Source organism: Vibrio sp. Vb0937 (assembly GCF_033338855.1).
This window is the reverse complement of record NZ_JAWOTK010000005.1, coordinates 221,471-244,681: the sequence shown is the minus strand read 5'-3', so window position 1 is coordinate 244,681 and position 23,211 is coordinate 221,471. Positions and strand designations below refer to the sequence as shown.

The 23,211-nt window shown below is 45.1% G+C and carries 16 protein-coding genes; 4 read left to right on the top strand and 12 right to left on the bottom strand.

Annotated elements, in window-relative coordinates; all coding sequences use genetic code 11:
• Window positions 1-33 precede the first annotated feature (33 nt).
• Entirely contained in the window at window positions 34-648 is a 615-nt protein-coding gene (locus tag R7P67_RS10770; RefSeq protein WP_167415217.1) for an OmpA family protein, read from the bottom strand.
• A gap of 2 nt (window positions 649-650) precedes the next feature.
• Window positions 651-1,967: a TolC family outer membrane protein gene (locus R7P67_RS10765; RefSeq protein WP_005389970.1), complete on the bottom strand. Its 1,317-nt coding sequence runs from the start codon at window positions 1,965-1,967 to the stop codon at window positions 651-653.
• A 401-nt stretch (window positions 1,968-2,368) separates the two neighbouring features.
• On the opposite strand from R7P67_RS10765, the gene R7P67_RS10760 reads away from it, so the two are divergent.
• Window positions 2,369-10,450, top strand: coding sequence for a Calx-beta domain-containing protein (locus tag R7P67_RS10760; protein ID WP_318085957.1), 8,082 nt, complete (start codon window positions 2,369-2,371; stop codon window positions 10,448-10,450).
• A 71-nt stretch (window positions 10,451-10,521) separates the two neighbouring features.
• On the opposite strand, the gene R7P67_RS10755 is transcribed toward R7P67_RS10760, so the two are convergent.
• Both R7P67_RS10755 and R7P67_RS10750 read right to left on the bottom strand, forming a co-directional pair.
• Window positions 10,522-11,715 (bottom strand): class I SAM-dependent methyltransferase, encoded by a 1,194-nt coding sequence (locus R7P67_RS10755; protein WP_054574168.1) that lies wholly within the window; start codon window positions 11,713-11,715, stop codon window positions 10,522-10,524.
• 186 nt (window positions 11,716-11,901) lie between these two features.
• Entirely contained in the window at window positions 11,902-13,305 is a 1,404-nt protein-coding gene (locus R7P67_RS10750; RefSeq protein ID WP_213914983.1) for a methyl-accepting chemotaxis protein, read from the bottom strand.
• Between the two features lie 90 nt (window positions 13,306-13,395).
• Between R7P67_RS10750 and yccX the strand changes: the two genes are divergently transcribed.
• Complete coding sequence (yccX, locus tag R7P67_RS10745) at window positions 13,396-13,668, top strand: acylphosphatase (protein WP_017634611.1); 273 nt, start codon at window positions 13,396-13,398, stop codon at window positions 13,666-13,668.
• 2 nt (window positions 13,669-13,670) lie between these two features.
• On the opposite strand, the gene R7P67_RS10740 is transcribed toward yccX, so the two are convergent.
• Entirely contained in the window at window positions 13,671-14,000 is a 330-nt protein-coding gene (locus tag R7P67_RS10740) for a TusE/DsrC/DsvC family sulfur relay protein (RefSeq protein WP_005377396.1), read from the bottom strand.
• A 408-nt stretch (window positions 14,001-14,408) separates the two neighbouring features.
• Here R7P67_RS10740 and R7P67_RS10735 point away from each other — a divergent pair, with 408 nt between their 5' ends.
• Window positions 14,409-14,783 (top strand): chromosome partitioning protein ParB, encoded by a 375-nt coding sequence (locus R7P67_RS10735; protein WP_005377398.1) that lies wholly within the window; start codon window positions 14,409-14,411, stop codon window positions 14,781-14,783.
• A gap of 76 nt (window positions 14,784-14,859) precedes the next feature.
• Here the strand turns inward: R7P67_RS10735 and R7P67_RS10730 are convergent, their stop codons facing one another.
• The 5 genes from R7P67_RS10730 to R7P67_RS10710 form a co-directional block, all read right to left on the bottom strand.
• Window positions 14,860-15,522 (bottom strand): Bax inhibitor-1/YccA family protein, encoded by a 663-nt coding sequence (locus R7P67_RS10730; protein WP_025766607.1) that lies wholly within the window; start codon window positions 15,520-15,522, stop codon window positions 14,860-14,862.
• Window positions 15,523-15,770: 248 nt separating this feature from the next.
• The gene (locus R7P67_RS10725) at window positions 15,771-16,520 is read right to left on the bottom strand and encodes an amino acid ABC transporter ATP-binding protein (RefSeq protein ID WP_005377400.1); all 750 of its coding nucleotides are present in this window, start codon (window positions 16,518-16,520) and stop codon (window positions 15,771-15,773) included.
• A gap of 23 nt (window positions 16,521-16,543) precedes the next feature.
• Window positions 16,544-17,641, bottom strand: a complete 1,098-nt coding sequence (locus R7P67_RS10720; RefSeq protein WP_005389988.1) for an amino acid ABC transporter permease — start codon at window positions 17,639-17,641, stop codon at window positions 16,544-16,546.
• Between the two features lies 1 nt (window position 17,642).
• Window positions 17,643-18,848 carry an amino acid ABC transporter permease gene (locus R7P67_RS10715; protein WP_005377402.1) on the bottom strand — a complete coding sequence of 402 codons (1,206 nt, stop codon included), beginning with the start codon at window positions 18,846-18,848 and terminating at the stop codon, window positions 17,643-17,645.
• A 218-nt stretch (window positions 18,849-19,066) separates the two neighbouring features.
• Entirely contained in the window at window positions 19,067-20,095 is a 1,029-nt protein-coding gene (locus R7P67_RS10710) for an amino acid ABC transporter substrate-binding protein (protein WP_005377403.1), read from the bottom strand.
• A 460-nt stretch (window positions 20,096-20,555) separates the two neighbouring features.
• On the opposite strand from R7P67_RS10710, the gene R7P67_RS10705 reads away from it, so the two are divergent.
• Window positions 20,556-21,476, top strand: coding sequence for a bifunctional precorrin-2 dehydrogenase/sirohydrochlorin ferrochelatase (locus R7P67_RS10705; RefSeq protein WP_005390199.1), 921 nt, complete (start codon window positions 20,556-20,558; stop codon window positions 21,474-21,476).
• A gap of 101 nt (window positions 21,477-21,577) precedes the next feature.
• Here the strand turns inward: R7P67_RS10705 and R7P67_RS10700 are convergent, their stop codons facing one another.
• Entirely contained in the window at window positions 21,578-22,060 is a 483-nt protein-coding gene (locus tag R7P67_RS10700) for a YajQ family cyclic di-GMP-binding protein (RefSeq protein WP_053307109.1), read from the bottom strand.
• A 21-nt stretch (window positions 22,061-22,081) separates the two neighbouring features.
• Complete coding sequence (locus R7P67_RS10695) at window positions 22,082-23,140, bottom strand: 3-deoxy-7-phosphoheptulonate synthase (RefSeq protein ID WP_005390197.1); 1,059 nt, start codon at window positions 23,138-23,140, stop codon at window positions 22,082-22,084.
• Window positions 23,141-23,211 lie beyond the last annotated feature (71 nt).

Genomic DNA, 23,211 nt, shown 5'->3' with positions numbered 1-23,211 from the left:
ACCTTTTATTTTTACGTTCTGTTTATGGTTGTGTTAGCTTTTTGGAAGTGTAGTGAAAACGGTCCACTCTTTCTTAACTTCACCCTTGTGACCAATCACTGTTGCGGTTACTCGACGGTTTAGCGCGTGACTCACTTGGTCAGTGCCTTGTGTTGCAAGCACTGTGTCTCCATAGCCCACAATGGTAACTCTATCCCCACTAATACCATTCATCATGAGTTCTTTTCTAACGTTCTCAGCCCGGCGCTTGGATAAGTCGAGATTGTGTTCTGCAGTACCAGTGCGACTAGCATAGCCCTGAATCTCGATAGACGTATTTGGGTACTCTTTCAAGAAATCGGACAGCTCACGAATTTGTTGCGTAAAGATAGGGTTTATAACATCGGAATCGTTCGCAAATAGGACTCGAATTTGCATTTCTTGTGAGGAGTCTACATACGAGCCGCAACCATCGTTATCTATCTCGGCACCTAAAGGGGTACCCGGACACAAATCGCGCTCGTTAATAACACCGTCTGAGTCATCATCTATATGATCAGCCCACTGATCGGCAATTGGCGTATCGATGTAATCATACTCATCGCCTTTATCGGATGAACTGCATGCCGAAATCATCAATGAGAGTGCAATAAGAGTTATGTGTTTCATAATTAATACTCCACTTCTTCTAGCCATTCTTTAGGCATTTCGACCCTTAATGCACTCAACAGTTGACCTGTTGCGTTCATCACTCGATATTTGGCGTACTGCTCTGCGTATTTAGAATCTAAGTAGTCTTTACGCGCCTCAAAGAGCTCGTTTTCAGTGTTCAATAGATCAAGCAGTGTCCGTTTACCGATGCGATATTGCTTCTCGTAAGCAATTACGGTCTCAGACGCAGAGTCTACATGATCTGATAGAAACTCTTTTTGTTGTAATGTTAAATCAAGCGCACTCCAAGAAAGTCTTAACCCTTCTTCAACATTGCGATAGGCACCTTCACGCAAGTCTTTTGCTTTATTTAGCTGGTAGGCGAAGTTTTCTGAGTTCGCTGCATCACTGCCGCCATTGAATAGGTTGTAGCGTAGACGCAGCATGGCAAGTGTCTCATCACTGCGACCTTTTAAACCATCAGCGTCGTCACGCCATGTTTGCGAAGCTTCAATGGAAATGGTTGGGTAGTTAACACCTTTAGACTGTTTGTATTGAAACTTAGCCGAGTCTACGTCTGCGAGCGCCACTTGAATAACGGGATGCAGTTCAAATGCCAAGCCTACCGCTTCATCAACTGTGTACGGAATAAAGTTTTGGTCCGCTCTCGGAAAGATTAGCCCTTGCGGTGTTTGACCGACTAAACGAGTGAACATCGTGTGAGAGTCATACAGGTTATTTTGAGCAGCGGCTAAGTTGCCGTGTGCTTTTGCCAAACGTGCTTCTACTTGCGTTAAGTCAGCGGTAGAGCCGATACCCGAGTTGACTCGTTTTTTAATGTCATCGTAGATATCTTTGTGAACAGCCAGGTTGTTTTCAGACAGCTTGAGTATTTCGTAAGCTTTTACAGCGTCTAGATAAACTTTGGTGACTTCAAGTGCTTTATCCGATGCGTCGGCCAAAAGTTGAAATCTTACTGATTCAGCATCCGCTGCGGTTCGGTCGATATCATTAAGAGTCGCACTGCCGTCCCAGATAAGTTGGGTTAGTGTCACCGATGCTTCTTTTCGAGTGTAATCTGTATCTCCACGTCCCACCTCGTCAGAAGGGTCTAATCCTTCATACCCAATACCCGCATCTAGATCAATAGAGGGTAAGTAAGCACCCGAAGATGCTTCATTTACGTATTTTCGGCTCGTAAATTCATTAAATGCACTCTTAATGTCAGGGTTGTTTTTTAACGTCAATGCCACGGCTTGCTCTAAAGTTTGACCGAAAACGGGTATAGACACCATTAAACTACAGCAGCAAGCAATATTTAGTCGGTTCCATTTCACGGTATTTCTCCTAAAAATTCGTGTTGCTTTTTGCTATTTCATCTCATAACTGAGACGAAACATCATAAATAACAGTGCTTGAGTAAGGGATTTATCAACCTACTGTTAAAACAAAGCTTTTGTTTCAAAAATCCAAGATTTCGCCTTTTAAAACCTTAGCACATATGTCGAATGTTGCTTAGCAACATAGCAAGTTTAGCTCGGAGAAAAGCTTGAATTCTTAATATCATAGCGTTTCACGGCCTGTGTCACTCTGCGCTTTTTTGTAACTCTGCCCCTAGAGTTATCAAACGTCCTACAAGCTACACATACAACGAAAATATGATGATTTTGACTAAACTATAGACGTAAATGTAGGGGTGACAAACTTTTGACTTGGTTTGAAGTGGGGCGAGGTAGATATGGAACGTGTAACTTTTAGCTCATTGGCGGGCAACATTGTCGTTATCGGGTTGGACGGGGAGATTAGGACTTTAGGTCAGGGTCAACTACCTCAACCAGGAGAGTTAATAATCGATGAAGTATCAGATACTTCTGAACTTGTTATCGAGCAGGTGACACCACAAGGAAGTTCAATAAATGTAACTGATGATATCACTGCGTTAATTGAAGCAATTGCGAGTGGGGAAGACCCGACTGAGCTGGGTGAAGAGTTTGAACCTGCTGCAGGTGAAGGAAACGGGTCTAGCCCACAGAATACGGGAGCTATAGATCGCACAGGTGCTGAATTACTCGCTAGTACCAATTTTGAGACAGTGGGAACTGACGGAACAGGATTTTCAAGTACTCAGGTAGAGACGCTACTCGATATTCTCCAAATACAACCACCAGAACCAACAGCAATCCCCGTTCCTGCAACGATAATTGTTCAGGAAATATCCAGTCCGACTATCAACGAAGGTGATCAGGTTGTATTCGATATTACTTTAAACCAAGCAACAGAGGACAATACTGATGTCACTTTGTCGCTACTTGATGGTACCGCAACTGGCGGTTCAACTGACGAGAGCGGAAGTGACTACGTTAATGAGCGTGTTCTCATAACATTTTCTGATGGTACAACGGAAGAAATCTTGGTTGATGATAACGGTACTTTTACAGTCTCGGTCCCATTAGGTGAAAGCGGGTTTACGGTTTCTCTCGACTCTATAGATGACTCTATATTCGAAGGCCCAGAAACGTTTACGCTTTCTGGCACAACAGAAGAACAAAATACACCTGCAACCGGGGTGGCAACCATTGTTGATGATGGTAGTGGGCCAGGTTTAAGTCCTGATGATGATCGCCCAACGGTAACGATGAGCGATGCAGGGATAGTTAATGAGGGTGAAACGGCTAGCTTTAAAGTGTCGTTATCTAATCCATCAGCTATAGATGTTGAGGTTGAACTGACTCTCAACTTAGGTGACACCGAAGCCGGTGACTTAGGTCTCTTAGAATACAACACGGGAAATGGCTGGGTTGCAGTGCCAAATGATGGTGTGGTGACGGTGTCAGCCGGGCAAACCGAATTTGATGTGCGTATCGCTTCCATTGATGACGCCGTTTATGAAGGCCCTGAAGACTTCAGTGTGACGGTGACCGGTATTGGCGCAGTACAAGGCAGTGATACGGGGACGGCGACGATAGTGGATGACGGCAGTGGTCCAGGACCTGATCCCGATGATGACCGCCCAAGTGTGACTATTACCGATGCTGGCACCATTAATGAGGGTGAGACTGCGAACTTCACAGTCACCTTATCGAACGCGTCTGAAGCGGAAACGCAGGTGGAACTGGGTCTTAATCTTGGCGATACCGAAGTTGGAGATTTGGGTACCCTAGAATACAACACGGGAAGCGGTTGGGTCACAGTGCCAAACGATGGCGTGGTAACGGTGCCAGCCGGGCAAACTGAGTTTGATGTGCGTATTACTTCCATTGATGACGCCGTTTATGAAGGCCCTGAAGATTTCAGTGTGACGGTGACTGGCATTGGCGCAGTGCAAGGCAGCGATACGGGAACGGCAACGATAGTGGATGATGGCAGTGGTCCGGGCCCTGATCCGGATGATGACCGCCCAAGCGTGACTATTTCAGACGCTGGCACCATCAATGAGGGGAATACGGCGAACTTCAAAGTCACCTTATCGAACGCGTCTGAAGCGGAAACGCAGGTGGAACTGGGTCTTAATCTTGGTGATACCGAAGTTGGAGATTTGGGCACCCTAGAATACAACACGGGAAGTGGTTGGGTTGCAGTGCCAAACGATGGCGTGGTGACGGTGCCAGCCGAGCAAACCGAATTTGATGTGCGTATTGCTTCTATTGATGACACCGTTTATGAAGGCCCTGAAGATTTCAGTGTGACAGTAACTGGCATTGGGGCGGTACAAGGCAGCGATACGGGTACAGCAACGATTGTGGATGATGGCAGTGGTCCAGGACCTGATCCGGACGATGACCGTCCAAGTGTGACTATTACCGATGCTGGCACTATTAATGAGGGTGAGACTGCGAACTTCAAAGTCACCTTATCGAACGCGTCTGAAGCGGAAACGCCAGTGGAGTTGGGTCTTAATCTCGGCGATACCGAAGCCGGTGACTTAGGTACCTTAGAATACAACACGGGAAGTGGTTGGGTTGCAGTGCCAAATGGTGGTGTGGTGACGGTGCCAGCCGGGCAAACCGAGTTTGATGTGCGTATTGCTTCCATTGATGACACCGTTTATGAAGGCCCTGAAGATTTCAGTGTGACGGTAACTGGCATTGGGGCGGTACAAGGCAGCGATACCGGTACGGCGACGATAGTGGACGACGGCAGTGGTCCGGGCCCTGATCCGGATGATGACCGTCCAAGTGTGACTATTACCGATGCTGGCACCATTAATGAGGGTGAGACAGCGAACTTCACAGTCACCTTATCGAACGCGTCTGAAGCGGAAACGCAGGTGGAACTGGGTCTTAATCTCGGCGATACCGAAGCCGGTGACTTAGGTACCTTAGAATACAACACGGGAAGTGGCTGGGTTGCAGTGCCAAATGATGGCGTGGTGACCGTGCCAGCAGGGCAAACCGAGTTTGATGTGCGCATTGCTTCTATTGATGATGCCGTTTATGAAGGCCCTGAAGATTTCAGTGTGACAGTAACTGGCATTGGCGCGGTGCAAGGTAGCGATACGGGTACGGCAACGATAGTGGACGATGGCAGTGGTCCGGGCCCTGATCCGGATGATGACCGCCCAAGCGTGACTATTTCAGACGCTGGCACCATCAATGAGGGGAATACGGCGAACTTCAAAGTCACCTTATCGAACGCGTCTGAAGCGGAAACGCAGGTGGAACTGGGTCTTAATCTTGGTGATACCGAAGTTGGAGATTTGGGCACCCTAGAATACAACACGGGAAGCGGTTGGGTCACAGTGCCAAACGATGGCGTGGTGACGGTGCCAGCCGAGCAAACCGAATTTGATGTGCGTATCGCTTCCATTGATGACGCCGTTTATGAAGGCCCAGAAGATTTCAGCGTGACGGTGACTGGCATTGGCGCGGTGCAAGGCAGTGATACGGGTACAGCAACGATTGTGGATGATGGCAGTGGTCCAGGACCTGATCCCGATGATGATCGCCCAAGCGTGACTATTACCGATGCTGGCATTATTAATGAAGGTGATACGGCGAACTTCAAAGTGACGCTATCGAATGCCTCCGAGTCCACTGTTCAAGTCGAGCTAGGCCTAAACTTGGGTGACACTGAAGCCGGTGACTTAGGCACCTTAGAATACAACACCGGAAGCGGTTGGGTTGCAGTGCCAAACGATGGCGTGGTGACGGTGCCAGCAGGGCAAACCGAGTTTGATGTGCGTATCGCTTCCATTGATGACGCGGTGTACGAAGGCCCAGAAGATTTCAGCGTGACGGTGACTGGCATTGGGGCAGTGCAAGGCAGCGATACCGGTACGGCAACGATAGTGGATGACGGCAGTGGCCCGGGTCCAGATCCGGACGATGACCGCCCGAATGTGACTATTACGGATGCTGGCACCATTAATGAGGGTGAGACTGCGAACTTCACAGTCACCTTATCGAACGCGTCTGAAGCGGAAACGCAAGTGGAGTTGGGTCTTAATCTCGGCGATACCGAAGCCGGTGACTTAGGTACCTTAGAATACAACACGGGAAGTGGTTGGGTCACAGTGCCAAACGATGGCGTGGTGACCGTGCCAGCCGGGCAAACCGAATTTGATGTGCGTATCGCTTCTATTGATGACACCGTTTATGAAGGCCCTGAAGATTTCAGTGTGACAGTAACCGGTATTGGCGCAGTACAAGGCAGTGATACGGGGACGGCGACGATAGTGGATGACGGCAGTGGTCCAGGACCTGATCCCGATGATGACCGCCCAAGTGTGACTATTACCGATGCTGGCACCATTAATGAGGGTGAGACTGCGAACTTCAAAGTGACGCTATCGAATGCCTCCGAGTCCACTGTTCAAGTCGAGCTAGGCCTAAACTTGGGTGACACCGAAGCCGGTGACTTAGGTACCTTAGAATACAACACGGGAAGTGGTTGGGTTGCAGTGCCAAATGATGGTGTGGTGACGGTGCCTGCCGGGCAAACCGAATTTGATGTGCGTATCGCTTCCATTGATGACGCTGTTTACGAAGGCCCTGAAGATTTCAGTGTGACAGTAACTGGCATTGGCGCGGTGCAAGGCAGCGATACGGGTACGGCAACGATAGTGGATGACGGCAGTGGTCCGGGTCCAGATCCGGACGATGACCGCCCAAGTGTGACTATTACGGATGCTGGCACCATTAATGAAGGTGAAACAGCTAACTTCAAAGTCACCTTATCGAACGCGTCTGAAGCGGAAACGCAGGTGGAACTGGGTCTTAATCTTGGCGATACCGAAGCCGGTGACTTAGGTACCTTAGAATACAACACCGGAAGCGGTTGGGTTGCAGTACCAAATGATGGCGTGGTGACCGTGCCAGCCGAGCAAACCGAATTTGATGTGCGTATCGCTTCCATTGATGACGCCGTTTATGAAGGCCCTGAAGATTTCAGTGTGACAGTAACCGGCATCGGGGCGGTGCAAGGCAGTGATACGGGCACAGCAACGATTGTGGATGATGGCAGTGGCCCGGGCCCTGATCCTGATGATGACCGTCCGGTTGTTGCGGCAATTAGTGATACAACCGTAAGCGAAGGTGAGTCTGCTACGTTGGTTGTCACTTTGAGTAACCTAAGCACTACGGATACTCTCGTTAATCTGGCACTTAATGATGGCACAGCAGAGGGAGGGGTAGATTACACCAAATCGTCTGTTACTGTTACCTATGCAGATAGTTCATCAGACGTTATCCCTGTGAACCCTGATGGCACATTTAATGTGTCCGTACCAGCTGGTGATATGACCTTTGACATTGTGATAAGTACCACCGACGATGAGCTGTTCGAAAGCGATGAAAATTTCACATTAATTGGACAGACCGAGATACAAACAACTCCGGTTACAGGCACGGTAACGATTCTTGATAACGATACAGTCAGCGTTGCCTCTATTTCTAGTGAAGTGGTTAATGAAGGTGAACCTATCATTTTTGATGTTACTTTAAGTAACCCTAGTAATAGTGAAAGTTTGGTCAATATGGTGCTCGCTGATGGTAGCGCAGAGGGGGGCATAGACTACATCAATACATCGGTTACAGTTACCTATGCGGATAACTCAACAGATGTCATTACTGTCAACGCAAACGGAACATTTGATGTTTCAGTTCCCGCGAACGACGTCTCATTCAGCGTCACAGTCAATACTATTGATGATGACCTATTCGAAGGCGCAGAGACTTTAACACTCTCGGGTAAAACTGCCACTCAAATTACATCTGCAATGGGTACAGGGACTCTTCTTGATGATGGTTCGGGGCCAGGACCTGATCCAGATGACGATCGCCCAACAGTTGCAGCGATTACCTCTACAACGGTAAACGAAGGTGATATTGCAACACTAGATGTAACGTTGAGTAATGAAAGCACCACCAACACCACTGTCAATATGATGCTGACTGACGGATCAGCAGAAGGCGGTGTGGATTACACCGATACTTCAGTAACAATTACTTATGAGAGTGGCGGCATAGAAGTCGTTACGGTAAATCCAGATGGCAGCTTTATTGTCGATGTGCCCGCAAATGATACGACTTATAGTGTTTCTGTAAGTACAACAGATGATGACTTATTCGAAGGACCTGAAACCTTTACGTTATCAGGTAACACTGATAACCAAGTTGGTTCTGTGATTGGTACCGGTACTATTGTTGATGATGGTAGTGGCCCAGGACCAGATCCTGATGATGACCGCCCGACTGTAGCAGCGATTACGGATGCCATAGTTAGTGAGGGTGAGCTGGCAACGCTTGAAGTCACTTTAAGCAATGCAAGTACCACAAACACCGTTGTTAATATGACATTAGCAAATGGGACAGCTGAAGGAGGTTCGGATTATACAAATACGACAGTAACCGTTACCTATGCTGATAGTAGTACCGACGTTATTTCAGTGAACCCAGATGGTACGTTTGATGTCATTGTACCAGCGTTAGACACAACATTTAGCGTTACTATGGTGACGTTAAACGATGATATTTATGAGGGTGATGAGAACTTTACATTATCCGGTGCCACTGCTGTGCAAACAACTGCTGCTGTCGGTACCGTAACGATTAACGATGATGCAGACATACCAACTGTCACTGAAATTACAGATATTCAAGTGGTGGAAGGTAACGATGCGAAATTTAACGTTACACTGAGTAATGCAAGTGCGGTTGCGATTATGGTTAGTATGTCTCTCTTAGACGGAACCGCTGTCGCTGGAGATGATTTTAACGCTACGAGTGTGACCATTACTTATGCTGATAACACGACGGAAGTTATTGCGGTAAACCCTGATGGAACGTTTGATGTCTCCGTACCTGCGAGTGATACTAACTTTAGTGTTACGGTAAACACTGTTGAAGACCAGATTTATGAATCTTCAGAAAACTTTGTTTTAACTGGTTCGATTCAAGGGCAATCACCTGCAGCGTCAGGCCTTGGTACGATTATTGATGATGACAATACACCTCCGACAGTAGAAGACTTTGGCATTTCGGTTGACCTTAGTGTGGGAGGAGACGCTTTAATTGACTTTGCACCACATGCGCAAGACTTTGAAGATGACTTTGATCTTCAAGATGATAAAGAAACGAGCATCTGTGTCACGACGCTTCCAGACTATGGCTATCTCTATTACTTGGATGATCAGAACAATGAAGTCATATTGGACATTGGTGATGTGATTCCAGAAACTACGGAAGTCAGATATGCACTAACGGAAGATTTCTTTGATGAGCAAAGCTTTGATTCCCAAGATTTACTCGATGAATTTTCTAAAGACTTCATTGCCGATTCAGTCGATGTTAACGGTTTAAGTTTCTTTGGAGGAACCATTGATGGTAATGGTGACTTTGTCAATAATGCTCAAATCAAGGTTGACTTTGCCGCTCAGCAGGTAGGTTTAGTCGTAGTATCTCCGGGCGAAACTGGCCAAGGGGATGAAATTAGTACGAGTGAGTTCATTGCCATTGAATTAGATGAAGGGCTTGAAGCTAAAGAAGCAAGGTTAAACCTAGCAAGCTTGAATGATAGGTTTAACAGTGGCGGCGCTTGGATTCAAGCATACTTTTATATGGGCGATACTCTTGTTGATATACAAACCATACAGACCAGTGACATCGTATTTACTGGTAATCAAGAAGGTTACGCTGACGTATCGCTAAGTAATGGCAGTTTTGATGAGATTCGCTTGTTCCCTGAAACAGACAGTTCAAGTGATAAAGCCAGCTTTACTCTAGTTGGTACTCAGATTACAAGTTTTAATAATGTAAACGACTCGTTTGATTACAAAGCGATTGACTCAGATGGTTTAGAAAGCGATACCACTGCAACCGTTGATATTGATTTTAACAATGTCTCTTTTGAAACAGTGACCGCTTTCGGTACACAGACTGCTTCGTTACAGCAAGAGCCTAATATCATCATGGGAACAGACCAAGATGATGTTCTTGTAGGCACCGATGGTAATGATATTCTAATTGGTGGCCTAGGTAATGATATTTTGACTGGTGGTGGAGGTGATGACATCTTCAAGTGGACAGAGATGCAATCCGCAACTGACACCGTGACGGATTTCAGTGACGGGGATCAGCTCGATTTTACCGATGTATTTGATGATATGAGTGGTACTGATATTTCCACATTACTTGATGATCTCGGCTCGGGCGATTATCACGGAAGCGTGGATGATATCACGGTGGCGGTGACTGAAAGTGGAGGTAACTCAACTCTGACCATCAATAAAGGTGGACAACAGTTGGAGGTTAATTTTGACGGAGCTTCTGCTTCTGATATCGCCAATAGTTTGATTTCTAATCTTGAACAATTACGAGAGTAAATGATTCAAAATGAAAAAACGGAGCGAAAGCTCCGTTTTTCATTTAGTAATGCAGTAAGTTCAGGCAATAATTAAAGCACTTTACATGCAAAACCTTTTAAGTAGAAACCTTCTGGATATGCTGTATCGGTTGGGTGGTCAGCGGCTTGTTCAAAACGCTCCACAAACTTTACTTGGCGGTTAGCGTCTACGGCTGCATCAGCGATGATTTTCTGGAACAGAACTTGATCCATCAAGCCAGAGCAAGAGTAGGTCAGTAGCGTGCCACCAGGTTTTAGAATTTGCATCGCCAACATATTGATGTCTTTGTAACCACGACATGCGCCATTTAGTTGTGCTTTGCTCTCTGCGAACTTCGGTGGGTCCATGATCACAACATCGAACTGAGTTCCTTGATCACGATACTCACGAAGCAGCTTAAACACGTCTGCATTTAGGAACACGGCACGCTTCTTCGAAATATCAAACTCGTTTAGTTCTGCGTTGAATTTTGCGGTATCTAAAGCAGGTTGTGACACGTCAGCGTTAATCACACGCTTTGCATCACCTTTTAGAGCGTAAAGCCCGAAGCCACCAGTGTAAGAGAAGCAGTTAAGAACTTCTTTGCCTTTCATATATTTCATCGCTTGCTGGCGACTATCACGTTGATCTAGGTAGAAACCTGTTTTGTGTCCGCCAACGATATCTACACTAATCTTTACGCCATTTTCTTCGATGACGACTGATTTAGGTGGCTCTTCGCCGTGCAAGACGCCCGTGATCTCTTTTAAACCTTCTTTTTTACGAACGGCCACGTCAGAGCGCTCGTACACATTACAATCAGGGAAGCACTCAACCAGAGCGTCAACAATAGCCTGCTTATTGTGTTCTGCGCCAGCACTGAGAAGTTGGCACACAAAGAAATTTTGGTAACGGTCAATCGTAACGCCAGGTAAGCCGTCAGACTCTGCTGCGATAAGGCGATAACCCGTAAGGCCATCACGTTCGATAATGTCTTCACGAAGAAGTTGTGCGTCTTTAAGTCGTTTAACGAAAAACGCGGTGTCGATTTCTTCTTTATCAAAACTCCAAATACGAGCACGAATTTGTGAAGCTGGCGAATATGCCGCCTTTGCTAGCCATTTACCGTCGTGAGTGAATACATCAACCGTTTCGCCAAGAGCAGGTTCGCCCTCAACTTTGTTGATGCCTCGAGAGAAGATCCAAGGGTGCTTGCGCTTGACCGATTTCTCACGACCTTTAACCAAATAGATAGCAGCTGTCATTTCATTAGCTCTTGTTGAATTTTGAAAGGGGCGTATTGTCCGGGATGTTGCCCGCAAAAGCAATATCCATCGACAATCCAATCATTTGTAGAGGCTTTGATTATAAACTGATGAGTGGAGTAACGGGTGGGTTTTCCAGATACAAAAAAGGGCCACCGAAGTGACCCTAGTTATTCGTTTAAGCGATTAAGCCTTCAAGCCAGTCAGTAGCGACTCCATTGTGTCGCTTTGCTTACGCAGTTGATCAACGTTTTGTGAAGTCGTGCTTATCATATTGCACACGTTATCTGCTTGAACTCGAATTTCTTCAACGCTTGAGGCGATATTGTCCGCGACTACACCTTGCTCTTCAGCTGCTGTTGCAATTTGAATGCTACTGTCGGAGATAGTTTGATTTTTATCTGCCAAAGAGCCGATTTCGTGATTCACTTCCGTCATGAGGTTTTGTCCCTCATTTGCATTATTAACTGTCACTTCCATCAGCTTAGTAAGCGACTGGCTGTTACGCTGTAACGATTCAATCATCGTTTGGATTTCAACTGTCGCTTGCTGAGTGCGTCCCGCAAGAGCGCGAACCTCATCCGCAACGACCGCAAATCCACGACCTTGTTCTCCAGCACGTGCAGCTTCAATAGCCGCGTTCAGAGCAAGTAGGTTGGTTTGCTCGGAGATCCCATTGATGGTTGTCACGACTTCATCAATTTGTGCTGCATTGGCATCTAACTCGGCAACGGCTTGAGACGCAGATTGAATCTCATTAGAAAGGTTCGAAATCGAGTGAAGCGTATTCTCAACTTTCACTTGTCCAGACTGAGCCACGTTACGTGCATCATCGGTTTGCGTGCTTGAATCGTGAGCTAGTGTCGCGACTTCTCGAATCGTTGATGCCATCTGTTCAGTTGCACTCGCAAGAGAGTTGAGGTGTTCTTGCTGAGTCGCTGAAATATCTGAACTGTGATGAATCGATTGATTCAGATCTGAGCTAATTTGTTGCATTAAAGCCACAGACTCTTGAATCGACAGCACCATTTGTTGCTCTCGTTCTGCAACTTTGTCTATCGTAATAGCAATTTCACTAAACTCGTCGCGAACAGGGAAGAAGTTCATTCTCGCGGTTAAGTCGCCACCCGCAAGGGTGTTTAATGCTTTGTTCATCGTGAACATCGCGCCGCCAATAAACGTCATGATGTAGTAAACGCCAAGAGCGAGAATAAACAAGCTCACACAGATGATGCTCACTTGAGTCGTTGATAGGGCAGTCCATAAAGAAAGTTCATGGTTCGCAACCAAACTGTACGCACCATTTAAAACAGACACGGATTGCGAACCAGAGCCAATAGAAACGGTTTCTGAACCCGCTATGAGGCTTGCTACTTGAGATTGAGAAAGGTTGCCTGCCTCTATCAGACCTTTCATAAGCATGAGCTCTTCTTGGTACATACTTGAGATCAGTGTATTAGCCGCGCTATTAAGGACGAGAGTGAGAATGACTAAAGCAAGAAGAGGGAGAACGAAGAGCAAATAGAACTTTTCTTGAATCTTTAAGTGAATGAGATACTTATCAATCCAGCGGAATGGAATTTCTTTCATAATTATAATAACCGTGCAAAAACCCACTATCCTTAGTGGGGTGAATAGACGAAAAGAATATATCACTCAGTAAAAAGAAGCGGTACAAAGATGAATGTAAAGTGTGAGAGATTTATAGTAAAAGGTCACGTTCAAGGCGTCGGCTTTCGTTACCATACTTCCCATCAAGGATTGAAGCTAGGGTTAACAGGTTATGCGAAGAACCTAAACAATGGTGATGTTGAAGTGATGGCGTGTGGAACAGACGCGCAAATAGTTGCGTTTTCGGAATGGTTACAAGAAGGACCGCGAACGGCAACAGTAGAGCATGTGATGCAGGAGCCTGCGTCGTATAAGCCGTTACGCGGTTTTAAAATTTTATGAATCTACAAGCATTTAGCTGGCTTTGGTAGGCCGGCTAATTTGGTTGCTTGTTTGGCTGGTCCCTTTTTAAACAGCTTGAATAGATACTTACTGTTACCTTTTTCCGGGCCGTGCGCTTTTTCCATCGCTTTCACAAGCATACGCACTGCAGGGGAGGTATTAAACTCTTCATAAAAGTCTCGCACAAAATGCACAACTTCCAAATGAGCATCCGTAAGCTCGATGTCTTCTTCTTTTGCTAAAAGCTCAATCATACCTTCTTCCCATTGAGTATGATCCAATAAGTAGCCTTGAGCATCCGTTTCAATTTCTTTGCCGTTGTAAACGAACATAACGTTTTATCCGTTAAGTAAACATGGATGTTTATAGATTAGCGACAGCCGAGAATGTTCTCAACAAAAGAATCTCGAAGTCGTATCGAGCGAATCAAAAGCGTACAAAATGGTGAGTGTTTTTGACTGAGCTAGGCACTTTGATATAAATGCTCTTTTATTCAAATAAATAGGAAACTATTCAGTTTGTTAGAAACTTTACGGGGTGAGTACCAACAAAATTGCATGGATATCCAGGCTTATTCATTTTTGTTTTGGTTTTTTCTTGGCTACTTGTCTGATTATGGGATTTTATGGGTGAATGAATAGCTGACAACGTTGTGTTTGTTTTCATAGACCGATATTCTCTTTGATTGATGAAAAGCCTGTATTCAGGTTAGAAACAACAATGATGACAAGGAGTTAGTCATGTCGAAACAACGTTACATTGAGATTAATGACAATGTAAAATCCACTTGGTCCATCGAGCGTATTTGGCAACTTGCAGAATCCTTACCTGTAGAAGAAATTTCGATTGATGATATCAAAGGCCCAAATGAAGTGACTTGGTTTAGTCATGAAGGGCCACAGCCAACCTGCCGCGAAATTGCAAAACATTGCCAACGAATCAACAATGCTGATTTGTCGTATCCGGTAATCTTAACCAGTGACTATCGTGTTTTTGACGGTATGCACCGAATCGCCAAGCAAATCATGTTAGGAGAGGAAACGATCAAAGTGAGACGCTTTAGAGAAAATCCAGAAGCTGACGAAGTTATCGAGTTGTCAGTAGAGCAGGCGTAATACACTGAATTGCACACAAAGAAAAAGCCCGAAGGAATTACCTTCGGGCTTTTTGATTCTACTTAACGAGAAACGATTAATCGTCGTTCATAATACCTAGAATGCTTAGTAGGCTGATGAAGATGTTGTAGATTGATACATACAAAGTTACTGTCGCAGAGATATAGTTTGTTTCACCGCCACGAATAATGCTTTGTGTTGTCATCAGGATCGCCATAGTAGAGAAAATGATAAACAAGCTGCTCAACGCCAAGTGTAACAGGGTTGATTGAATAAAGAAGCTTGCAATCATGCCCACAACCAGCACAACAAATAGTGATAGCATTAAGCCACCCATCATCGATAGGTCACGTTTCGTTGTTAGTGCGTATGCCGATGCTGCCATGAAAGATAGTGCCGTACCACCGAGTGCGGTTAATACGATATCGCCCATGCCTGCACCGATGTACATGTTTAGAATAGGGCCAACGGTGTAACCTAAGAAGCCAGTAAATAGGAACGTAAACACAAGGCCAAGACTGTTGTTACGGTTTTTTTCTGTTAAGAATAATAGGCCGTAGAAACCAACCAGCATTAGGATGATACCTGGATGTGGAAGGTTAAATGCCATTGCAACGCCAGCAACGACTGCCGACCATAAAAGTGTCATTGAAAGTAGAGCGTAAGTATTACGCAATACTTTGTTCGTTTGTAGAGCACTTTCTTGAGTTGAAGTGCGGGTAAACATTGGACTGTTCATAATCTTCCTCGATAAGAGACTTTCTTTTAAGTACATTTATGGGGCTGAAAGTTCAAAAAATCAAGCCCTTTTCATGCATATCCTAGATAAAATGATAATGGAAATAAGATGTTATGTATTTGGCAACTTGTAACACAATATTACTGCCTAGCATAGCTATGTTGATTCTCACACAGATTTTTGAATTTAGTAACAAAAGCACTGGCTTCATAGAAACCAGTGCTTTTTTATGTCGATTCGGCTAAATCTTAGTGGTGTAAGATTTGCGCTAGGAAGTTTTGGGTCCTATCCGATTGAGGATTCTCAAAGAAGTCGACCGGGTTGTTTTCTTCGATGATCTCTCCTGCGTCCATGAATATCACGCGATCGGCAACCTCTTTAGCAAAGCCCATTTCATGTGTCACACAAAGCATAGTCATGCCTTCCTCGGCGAGTTCGACCATTACATCCAGTACTTCGCGAACCATTTCCGGGTCGAGTGCAGATGTTGGCTCATCAAAAAGCATGACTTTAGGGTTCATACACAAAGAGCGAGCAATCGCCACACGTTGTTGCTGACCACCAGACAACTGACCGGGATACTTCTCCGCTTGGTCTGGAATTTTTACACGTTCCAGATATTTCATCGCAACTGCTTCTGCCTCATCTTTTGGCATCTTCTTCACCCAGATAGGCGCGAGCGTACAGTTTTCCAGTACGGTTAAATGAGGGAAGAGATTAAAGTGTTGAAAGCACATGCCCACTTCTCGGCGCACTGCTTCAATGTTCTTTAAGTCTTCAGTTAATTCCGTACCAGAGACGTAAATGCTGCCTGCTTGGTGCTCTTCAAGACGGTTAATACAGCGAATCATCGTTGATTTTCCCGACCCTGATGGACCACAGATAACGATTTTCTCGCCGCGCTTAACGTCGAGGTTAATATTTTTTAGTACGTGAAACTCACCATACCATTTATTCATGTCCTTCAATTGGATCATGTAGTCTTGTTGTTGCGTCATAATACGTCCTTGATCTTGATGAGTTATCGTTTGTGACCGGTATGAAGTTTGTTTTCAAGCCATATCGAATAGCGCGACATGCCAAAACAAAATACCCAAAACACTAACGCGACAAATACATAACTTTCTGTAGCAAAACCTAACCATTCAGGGTCGGTATTTGCTGCTTGTCCTATACCGAGTACGTCAAACATGCCAATGATGAGTACCAAACTGGTGTCTTTAAACAAACCGATGAAGGTGTTCACGATAGAAGGAATAGTAATCTTTAGCGCCTGTGGCAAGATAATCAGCCCAGTCTTTTTCCAGTAACTTAACCCAAGCGCATCAGCGGCTTCATATTGACCTTTCGGAATGGCTTGTAGACCACCGCGTACCACTTCTGCCATGTAAGCGGAGGCAAACATAACCACACCTATAAGGGCGCGAATCAGTTTATCTGTCTCTGAGCCTTCAGACATAAACAATGGAAGCATAACCGAAGCCATGAACAAAACCGTAATCAGAGGAACGCCACGCCAAACTTCAATGTAGACGGTACAAATGCTGCGAATGATCGGCATCTCTGAACGTCTACCAAGCGCAAGCACCACACCAATTGGCAATGAAACTACGATACCAACTAGCGCAATAATGAGCGTAACGAGTAGTCCACCCCACTTGTGTGTATCTACCACTTCTAGTCCAAAGACACCACCGTATAAAAGTCCAGCGATGATGAATGGGTAGATGTTTACGAAGAAAAGCCAAATCCACATCCGTTTCGGTGTCTTCTCATACGCGAGTAAAACAGTAAATATGGCTAATGTGATATAGAACAGGCGAGGGCGCCATAGTTCGGACTCTGGATAAAAACCATACATGAACTGCTCCCAGCGCACGCTGATAAATACCCAGCAAGCACCATCTCGGCTACAGTCGTCACGCGTTGAGCCAATCCAGTCTGCGTTAATAAACGCCCAATCCACGATATACCATATTGCAGTTACGACAATATACGCAAGAATGACAGTAACAATGGAATTGATAGGGCCATTAAATAGATTTTTCCGCATCCAACCAACGAAGCCTACAGTATTGGCGGGTGGCGGGAGATCCGGTTGAAATTGATGAGTACTCATATTATCTCTCCACCAGCGCGACTTTACGGTTATACAAGTTCATTAATGCAGACGTAATCAGACTTAATGTCAAGTACACGCCCATCGTCATCGCAATGATCTCAATCGCTTGTCCCGTTTGGTTCAGGGTAGTACCAGCAAACACAGAGACAAGATCTGGGTAACCAATCGCCATCGCTAACGATGAGTTTTTGGTGAGGTTGAGATATTGACTGGTTAAAGGTGGAATAATAATTCGTAACGCTTGAGGAATGACAACAAGCTTTAAAGTTTTCGAGCGTGGTAAGCCTAGCGACATCGCTGCTTCGGTTTGACCATGGCTAACCGCATTAATACCAGAGCGCACAATCTCAGCAATGAAAGAAGCTGTATAAACACTCAATGCCAAAAGTAGCGCAGCCAATTCAGGAATAATGCTAATACCACCTCGGAAGTTAAACCCTTTTAGTTCAGGATAATTCAGTGAAATTGGCATACCAGCAAGGAAGTACACAACCAATGGAAGGCCAACAACTAAACCCAAAACTATTCTTCCCATTGGGGTTTGTTGCCCAGTGAGACGTTGCTTATTATTCGCCCATACATTAATTAATAAGCTTGCGATTACCCCGAAGATTAACGCGGCAATAACGTAGCTACTGCCAGGTTCCATAGTCGGTGCAGGGAAATATAAGCCACGAACGTTCAGGAAAATAGCTTCACCAAGACTTAAGCTTTGGCGTGGTGAGGGTAATGCTTGAAGAACAGCGAAATACCAGAAGAATATTTGCAGAAGAAGGGGGATATTTCGGAAAGTTTCGATATAAACTGCCGCTAAACGACTAACTAACCAGTTAGAAGAAAGGCGGGCAACCCCCATGGTAAAGCCAATCACAGTAGCCAGAATAATACCTAATACAGAGACTAACGCCGTATTAAGAAGGCCGATGATAAATGTTCTACCGTAAGAGTACGTTTCATCGTATTCAATTAATGTTAACCCAATACCAAACCCGGCTTCTTGATTCAGAAAACCGAAGCCCGTTGCAATACCACGAGCATCTAAGTTATTGAGAGCGTTGTTTACAATCGTGTAAAAGAAAAATACCAGTGCAGCAATGGCAATGATCTGGAAAATAGCAGAACGAAAGGCAGGATTATAAATCAGGCTCTTGCTTCCGCTTGGTTTGGACATCGTACTTGGCGATGCATCTTGTGTCGGTTTCATACAGCGATAACCTCAAACCTTAGTTATAGATATCGGCCCGTATAACGAAGTTTCGTCCTTGCTGGCTAAAGAATAACGCTCTCATGTCTAGTGGCTTACGAACCTTTAAAGCCGTTCCACAAAGCGAGCGCTTTTCGCCATCCAATGAGCGATCCTTACTCATACAGTGAGATATAATCAAGAAAAAGGGCGGCATGAACCGCCCTGATTAACTCTTTCTATCGGATTGGTGGCGCGTACATAAAGCCGCCTGCATTCCATAGCGCATTAACGCCACGAGAGATTTCTAACGGCGAACCAGTACCGACTGTACGTTCGAAGCTTTCACCATAGTTACCAACTTGTTTGATAACCTGGTAGCCCCAATCGTCGCGGATACCCAACCCTTTGCCTTTAGGGCCATCAACACCGAGGATACGCTTGATGTTTGGATCTGTTGACTTCAGCATTTCATCCGCATTCTTCGAACTAATACCGTATTCTTCAGCGTTAATCATCGCAGACAATGTCCACTTAGCGATGTTAAACCATTGATCATCGCCTTGACGAACGACTGGACCTAGTGGCTCTTTAGAGATGATTTCTGGAAGAACGGCCGCAGAGGACGGATCTTTCAAATTCAAACGTAGTGCATAAAGGCCAGATTGGTCAGTTGTTAATACGTCACAGCGTCCCGCATCAAAACCTTTCGAAGTTTGCGCCGCTGTGTCGAATACCACGGGTTTGTACGCCATGCCTTGGTTGCGGAAATAATCTGCAAGGTTTAGCTCGGTTGTTGTACCTGATTGAACACATACCGACGCACCATCAAGCTCTTTAGCACTTGATATACCAAGTTCCTTCTTCACCATAAAGCCTTGACCGTCGTAGTAGTTCACACCTACGAAGTTTAGGCCCAGTGCAGTGTCACGGTGGAGAGTCCAGGTCGTGTTACGGGAAAGCACATCAATCTCACCAGATTGAAGCGCAGTGAAACGTTCTTTTGCGGTTAGGGGTACATATTTAACTTTCGTTTTATCCCCAAGAACGGCTGCAGCCAGTGCTTGGCAATATTCTACGTCGATACCTTCCCATTCGCCTTTTGAGTTAGGGTTAGAGAAACCAGGTAGACCGGTACTTACGCCACAAGTAAGAAAGCCTTGTTTTGTGACTTTGTCCAGAGTAGTGTCTGCTGCTTGAGCTGATGTTGCCATCATCGCAGTAGAAGCCGCTACGACGGAAGCAAGAACTGTGAGTTTATTTGCCATTTGTATCCTTCCTGTATGATCCATGTTTAATCAGGAGTGACCTGAAATAACGTGTCCAATTCGTTAGAGTTATCGTCCTACGTGATTGATTTTCGAAGAAACGGCATTCGATAGATCAACCAGTTATAAGCGTAGGAAAGGATCTGTTAATTCTCAAATATATAATTTAAATGAAGTTTTGAGAGAACTTACAAAGTGCCTTGAGATTTAGAATGACGAAATGTTAATTGTTTGTAAATAGTGCAATTCATGGACAATTTGGTGCATCAGAACAATCAATAGAAGAGTGAACAATACAAAAGAATAAAAAGTTGTTATTAAAACTGTCATTAGCTGAGCAAGGTGAAGTTCAGTAAAAATTCAAACAAAAATTATTTGTGATACCGAAACAGGGTGATGAGCTTGCCCCATTTTTGGTAGCATGGTCTACAACAGCTAATTAGAGTAATCATGGATTGAAATGCGATATTTTCCTCTGTTCTTAGATTTAATTAATAAACCCGTTCTCGTCGTGGGTGGCGGTGAGGTGGCAAGCCGAAAGGTGGAAGCGTTGCTAAAGGCTGGGGCGGATGTGACTATCGTTTCTCCGACGTTGGTTGATTTTCTGTCTAAGCTTGCTTCTGAGCATCAACTGCGCTGGGTACAACGTTTCTATTCGAGTGACATTGTCACTAAAAGCTTTGTTCAAGTGTGGGCGACGACAGACAATCCTGAGCTAAATCACCAAGTGTACAAAGATGCTAAAGAGCTAGGCATCTTGGTTAACGTTGTGGATGATAAGCCTTATTGTGATTTCATCACGCCGTCTATGATTAATCGTGGCCGCATCCAAATCGCTATCTCTAGTGGTGGAGCTTCGCCAGTTTTAATTCGAAACATCCGTGAAAAACTTGAATCGATACTGCCACAAAACATGGGGTTGATGGCGGATTTTGCTAACTCAAAGCGAAACTCAATTAAAGAGGCGCTGCCTAGTGTCGATTTACGCCGCAAGTTTTGGGAGCAATTCTTCTCGAATCCCGAGGTGGAAAACGCGCGAGATAATCGTGAGTTAGAAGCAATTTACCAAGCGACCATGGCAACACCCTTAGATGAAAAGGGAAGTTGTACTTGGGTTCATGTTGGGAAAGATGTTGAGATGTTGCCAATAAAAGCCGTACGCTATATGCAACAAGCGGAGCTGGCTCTGTACTCAACTCGATGTGAAGCGAATGTGTTAGAACTAATACGAAGAGATGCAGAAAGAGAAGCTTTCTCGAGCGCTGCTGAGCTTTCGGATATGCTGGCCAAGGCTAAAGCTGAAAAGCTTCGAATTTGCGTGTTCATACCACAAGGAACGAGCGAATTCGTATTGCTGCAAGGACAGGACTTAGTTATCTAGCAATGCCAAATGCTAAAGTGGATACGTAGTTCGTTACACTAAAGCCAATAAAAAACGCCAGCGGATTATGCGCTGGCGTTTTTATTTACTTCTCAGATTGATTAATCACGGAAGTTGTTAAACTGGAATGGGATACCCATCTCTGCTTCACGAATCGCTGCCATTGTCGCTTGCAGGTCGTCGCGTTTCTTACCAGTAACACGTACTTTTTCGCCTTGAATAGAAGCTTGTACTTTTAACTTTGCGTCTTTGATAAGTTTCACTACTTTTTTCGCCGTTGGAGTATCAATACCTTGGCGGAAAAGCAGAGTTTGGTGCCAGTTTTTACCAGTAACGTCTGGGTCTTGTGCATCCATTGCGTTCGCGTCAATGTTACGCTTCGCTAAGTGGCCGCGTAAAATGTCGCGCATTTGCTTAAGTTGGAAGTCACCTTCCGCAGACATTTTTACGTTTTCTTCTACTAGCTCAAAGCTCGCATTTACGTTGCGGAAATCGAAACGAGTAGACAATTCACGGTTAGCGTTATCAACGGCGTTACGTAGTTCAACCGTATCGATTTCAGAAACAATATCAAACGATGGCATGAAGATTCCTTGATTATTTTGTTATAGGGACTTTCGGGACTTAACAGCGCTTGCCAGCATATCTAGCATTGTAGCAGTGTCTTCCCAACCTAGGCATGGATCTGTAATAGACTGACCATACGTTAGGTTATTGATGTCAGTCATTGGCTGGTTGCCTTCAAGAATAAAGCTTTCAGCCATGATACCCGCAATACGAGTGCTGCCTGACTTAATTTGGTTACAAATGTCCTGAGCTACGTCGATTTGTTTTCTGTGTTGCTTCTGACAGTTTGCATGGCTGAAATCCACAACCAAACGTTGTGGCAATCCAAACTCAGCTAAAGCATCACATGCTTGTTTGACTGATGCTTCATCAAAGTTAGGGCCTTTTTCTCCACCGCGCAGAATAATATGACCGTAAGGGTTGCCACTTGTGCGGTAAACCGTCATTCGACCGTTCTTATCTGGCGAGTAGAAGTAATGCGATGCTTTCGATGCGCGAATTGCATCAATTGCAATTTTTACGTTGCCATTTGTGCCATTTTTGAAACCAACTGGGCAAGATAGTGCCGACGCCATTTCACGGTGAATTTGTGATTCCGTTGTGCGAGCACCAATCGCGCCCCAAGTGATCAAATCCGCGATGTATTGGCCAGTGATCATATCAAGAAACTCAGTAGCAGTCGCAAGACCAAGCTTGTTGATATCCAGTAGTAGTTTACGAGCTTTATGAAGACCAGCTTCAAGTGCGTAAGAACCATCTAGGTTAGGGTCCGTAATCAAACCTTTCCAACCAACTACTGTACGAGGCTTTTCAAAGTAAGTACGCATCACGATAAATAGCTCGTCTTTGTACTTGTCTTGGATTTCACTCAGGCGAGTGGCGTAATCAATGGCAGCTTCAGTGTCGTGAACAGAACACGGACCTACAATCGCAAGAAGGCGATCGTCTTCACCCGATAAAATGTTTTCAATCTGACGACGAGATTGAGCGATACGGTCTGCAACGTCATCCGTAATAGGATGTACACTACCTAGCTCTGCTGGGGTAGGCATTGGACCCAAAGGTTGGGTTCTCAATTCATCTGTTTTTATAGGCATGTTATAGCTTTATTCTCTATTGCGAAGGGGTAAAGATAACGGAATTACAGGCAGGAATAAACCGTTTCACG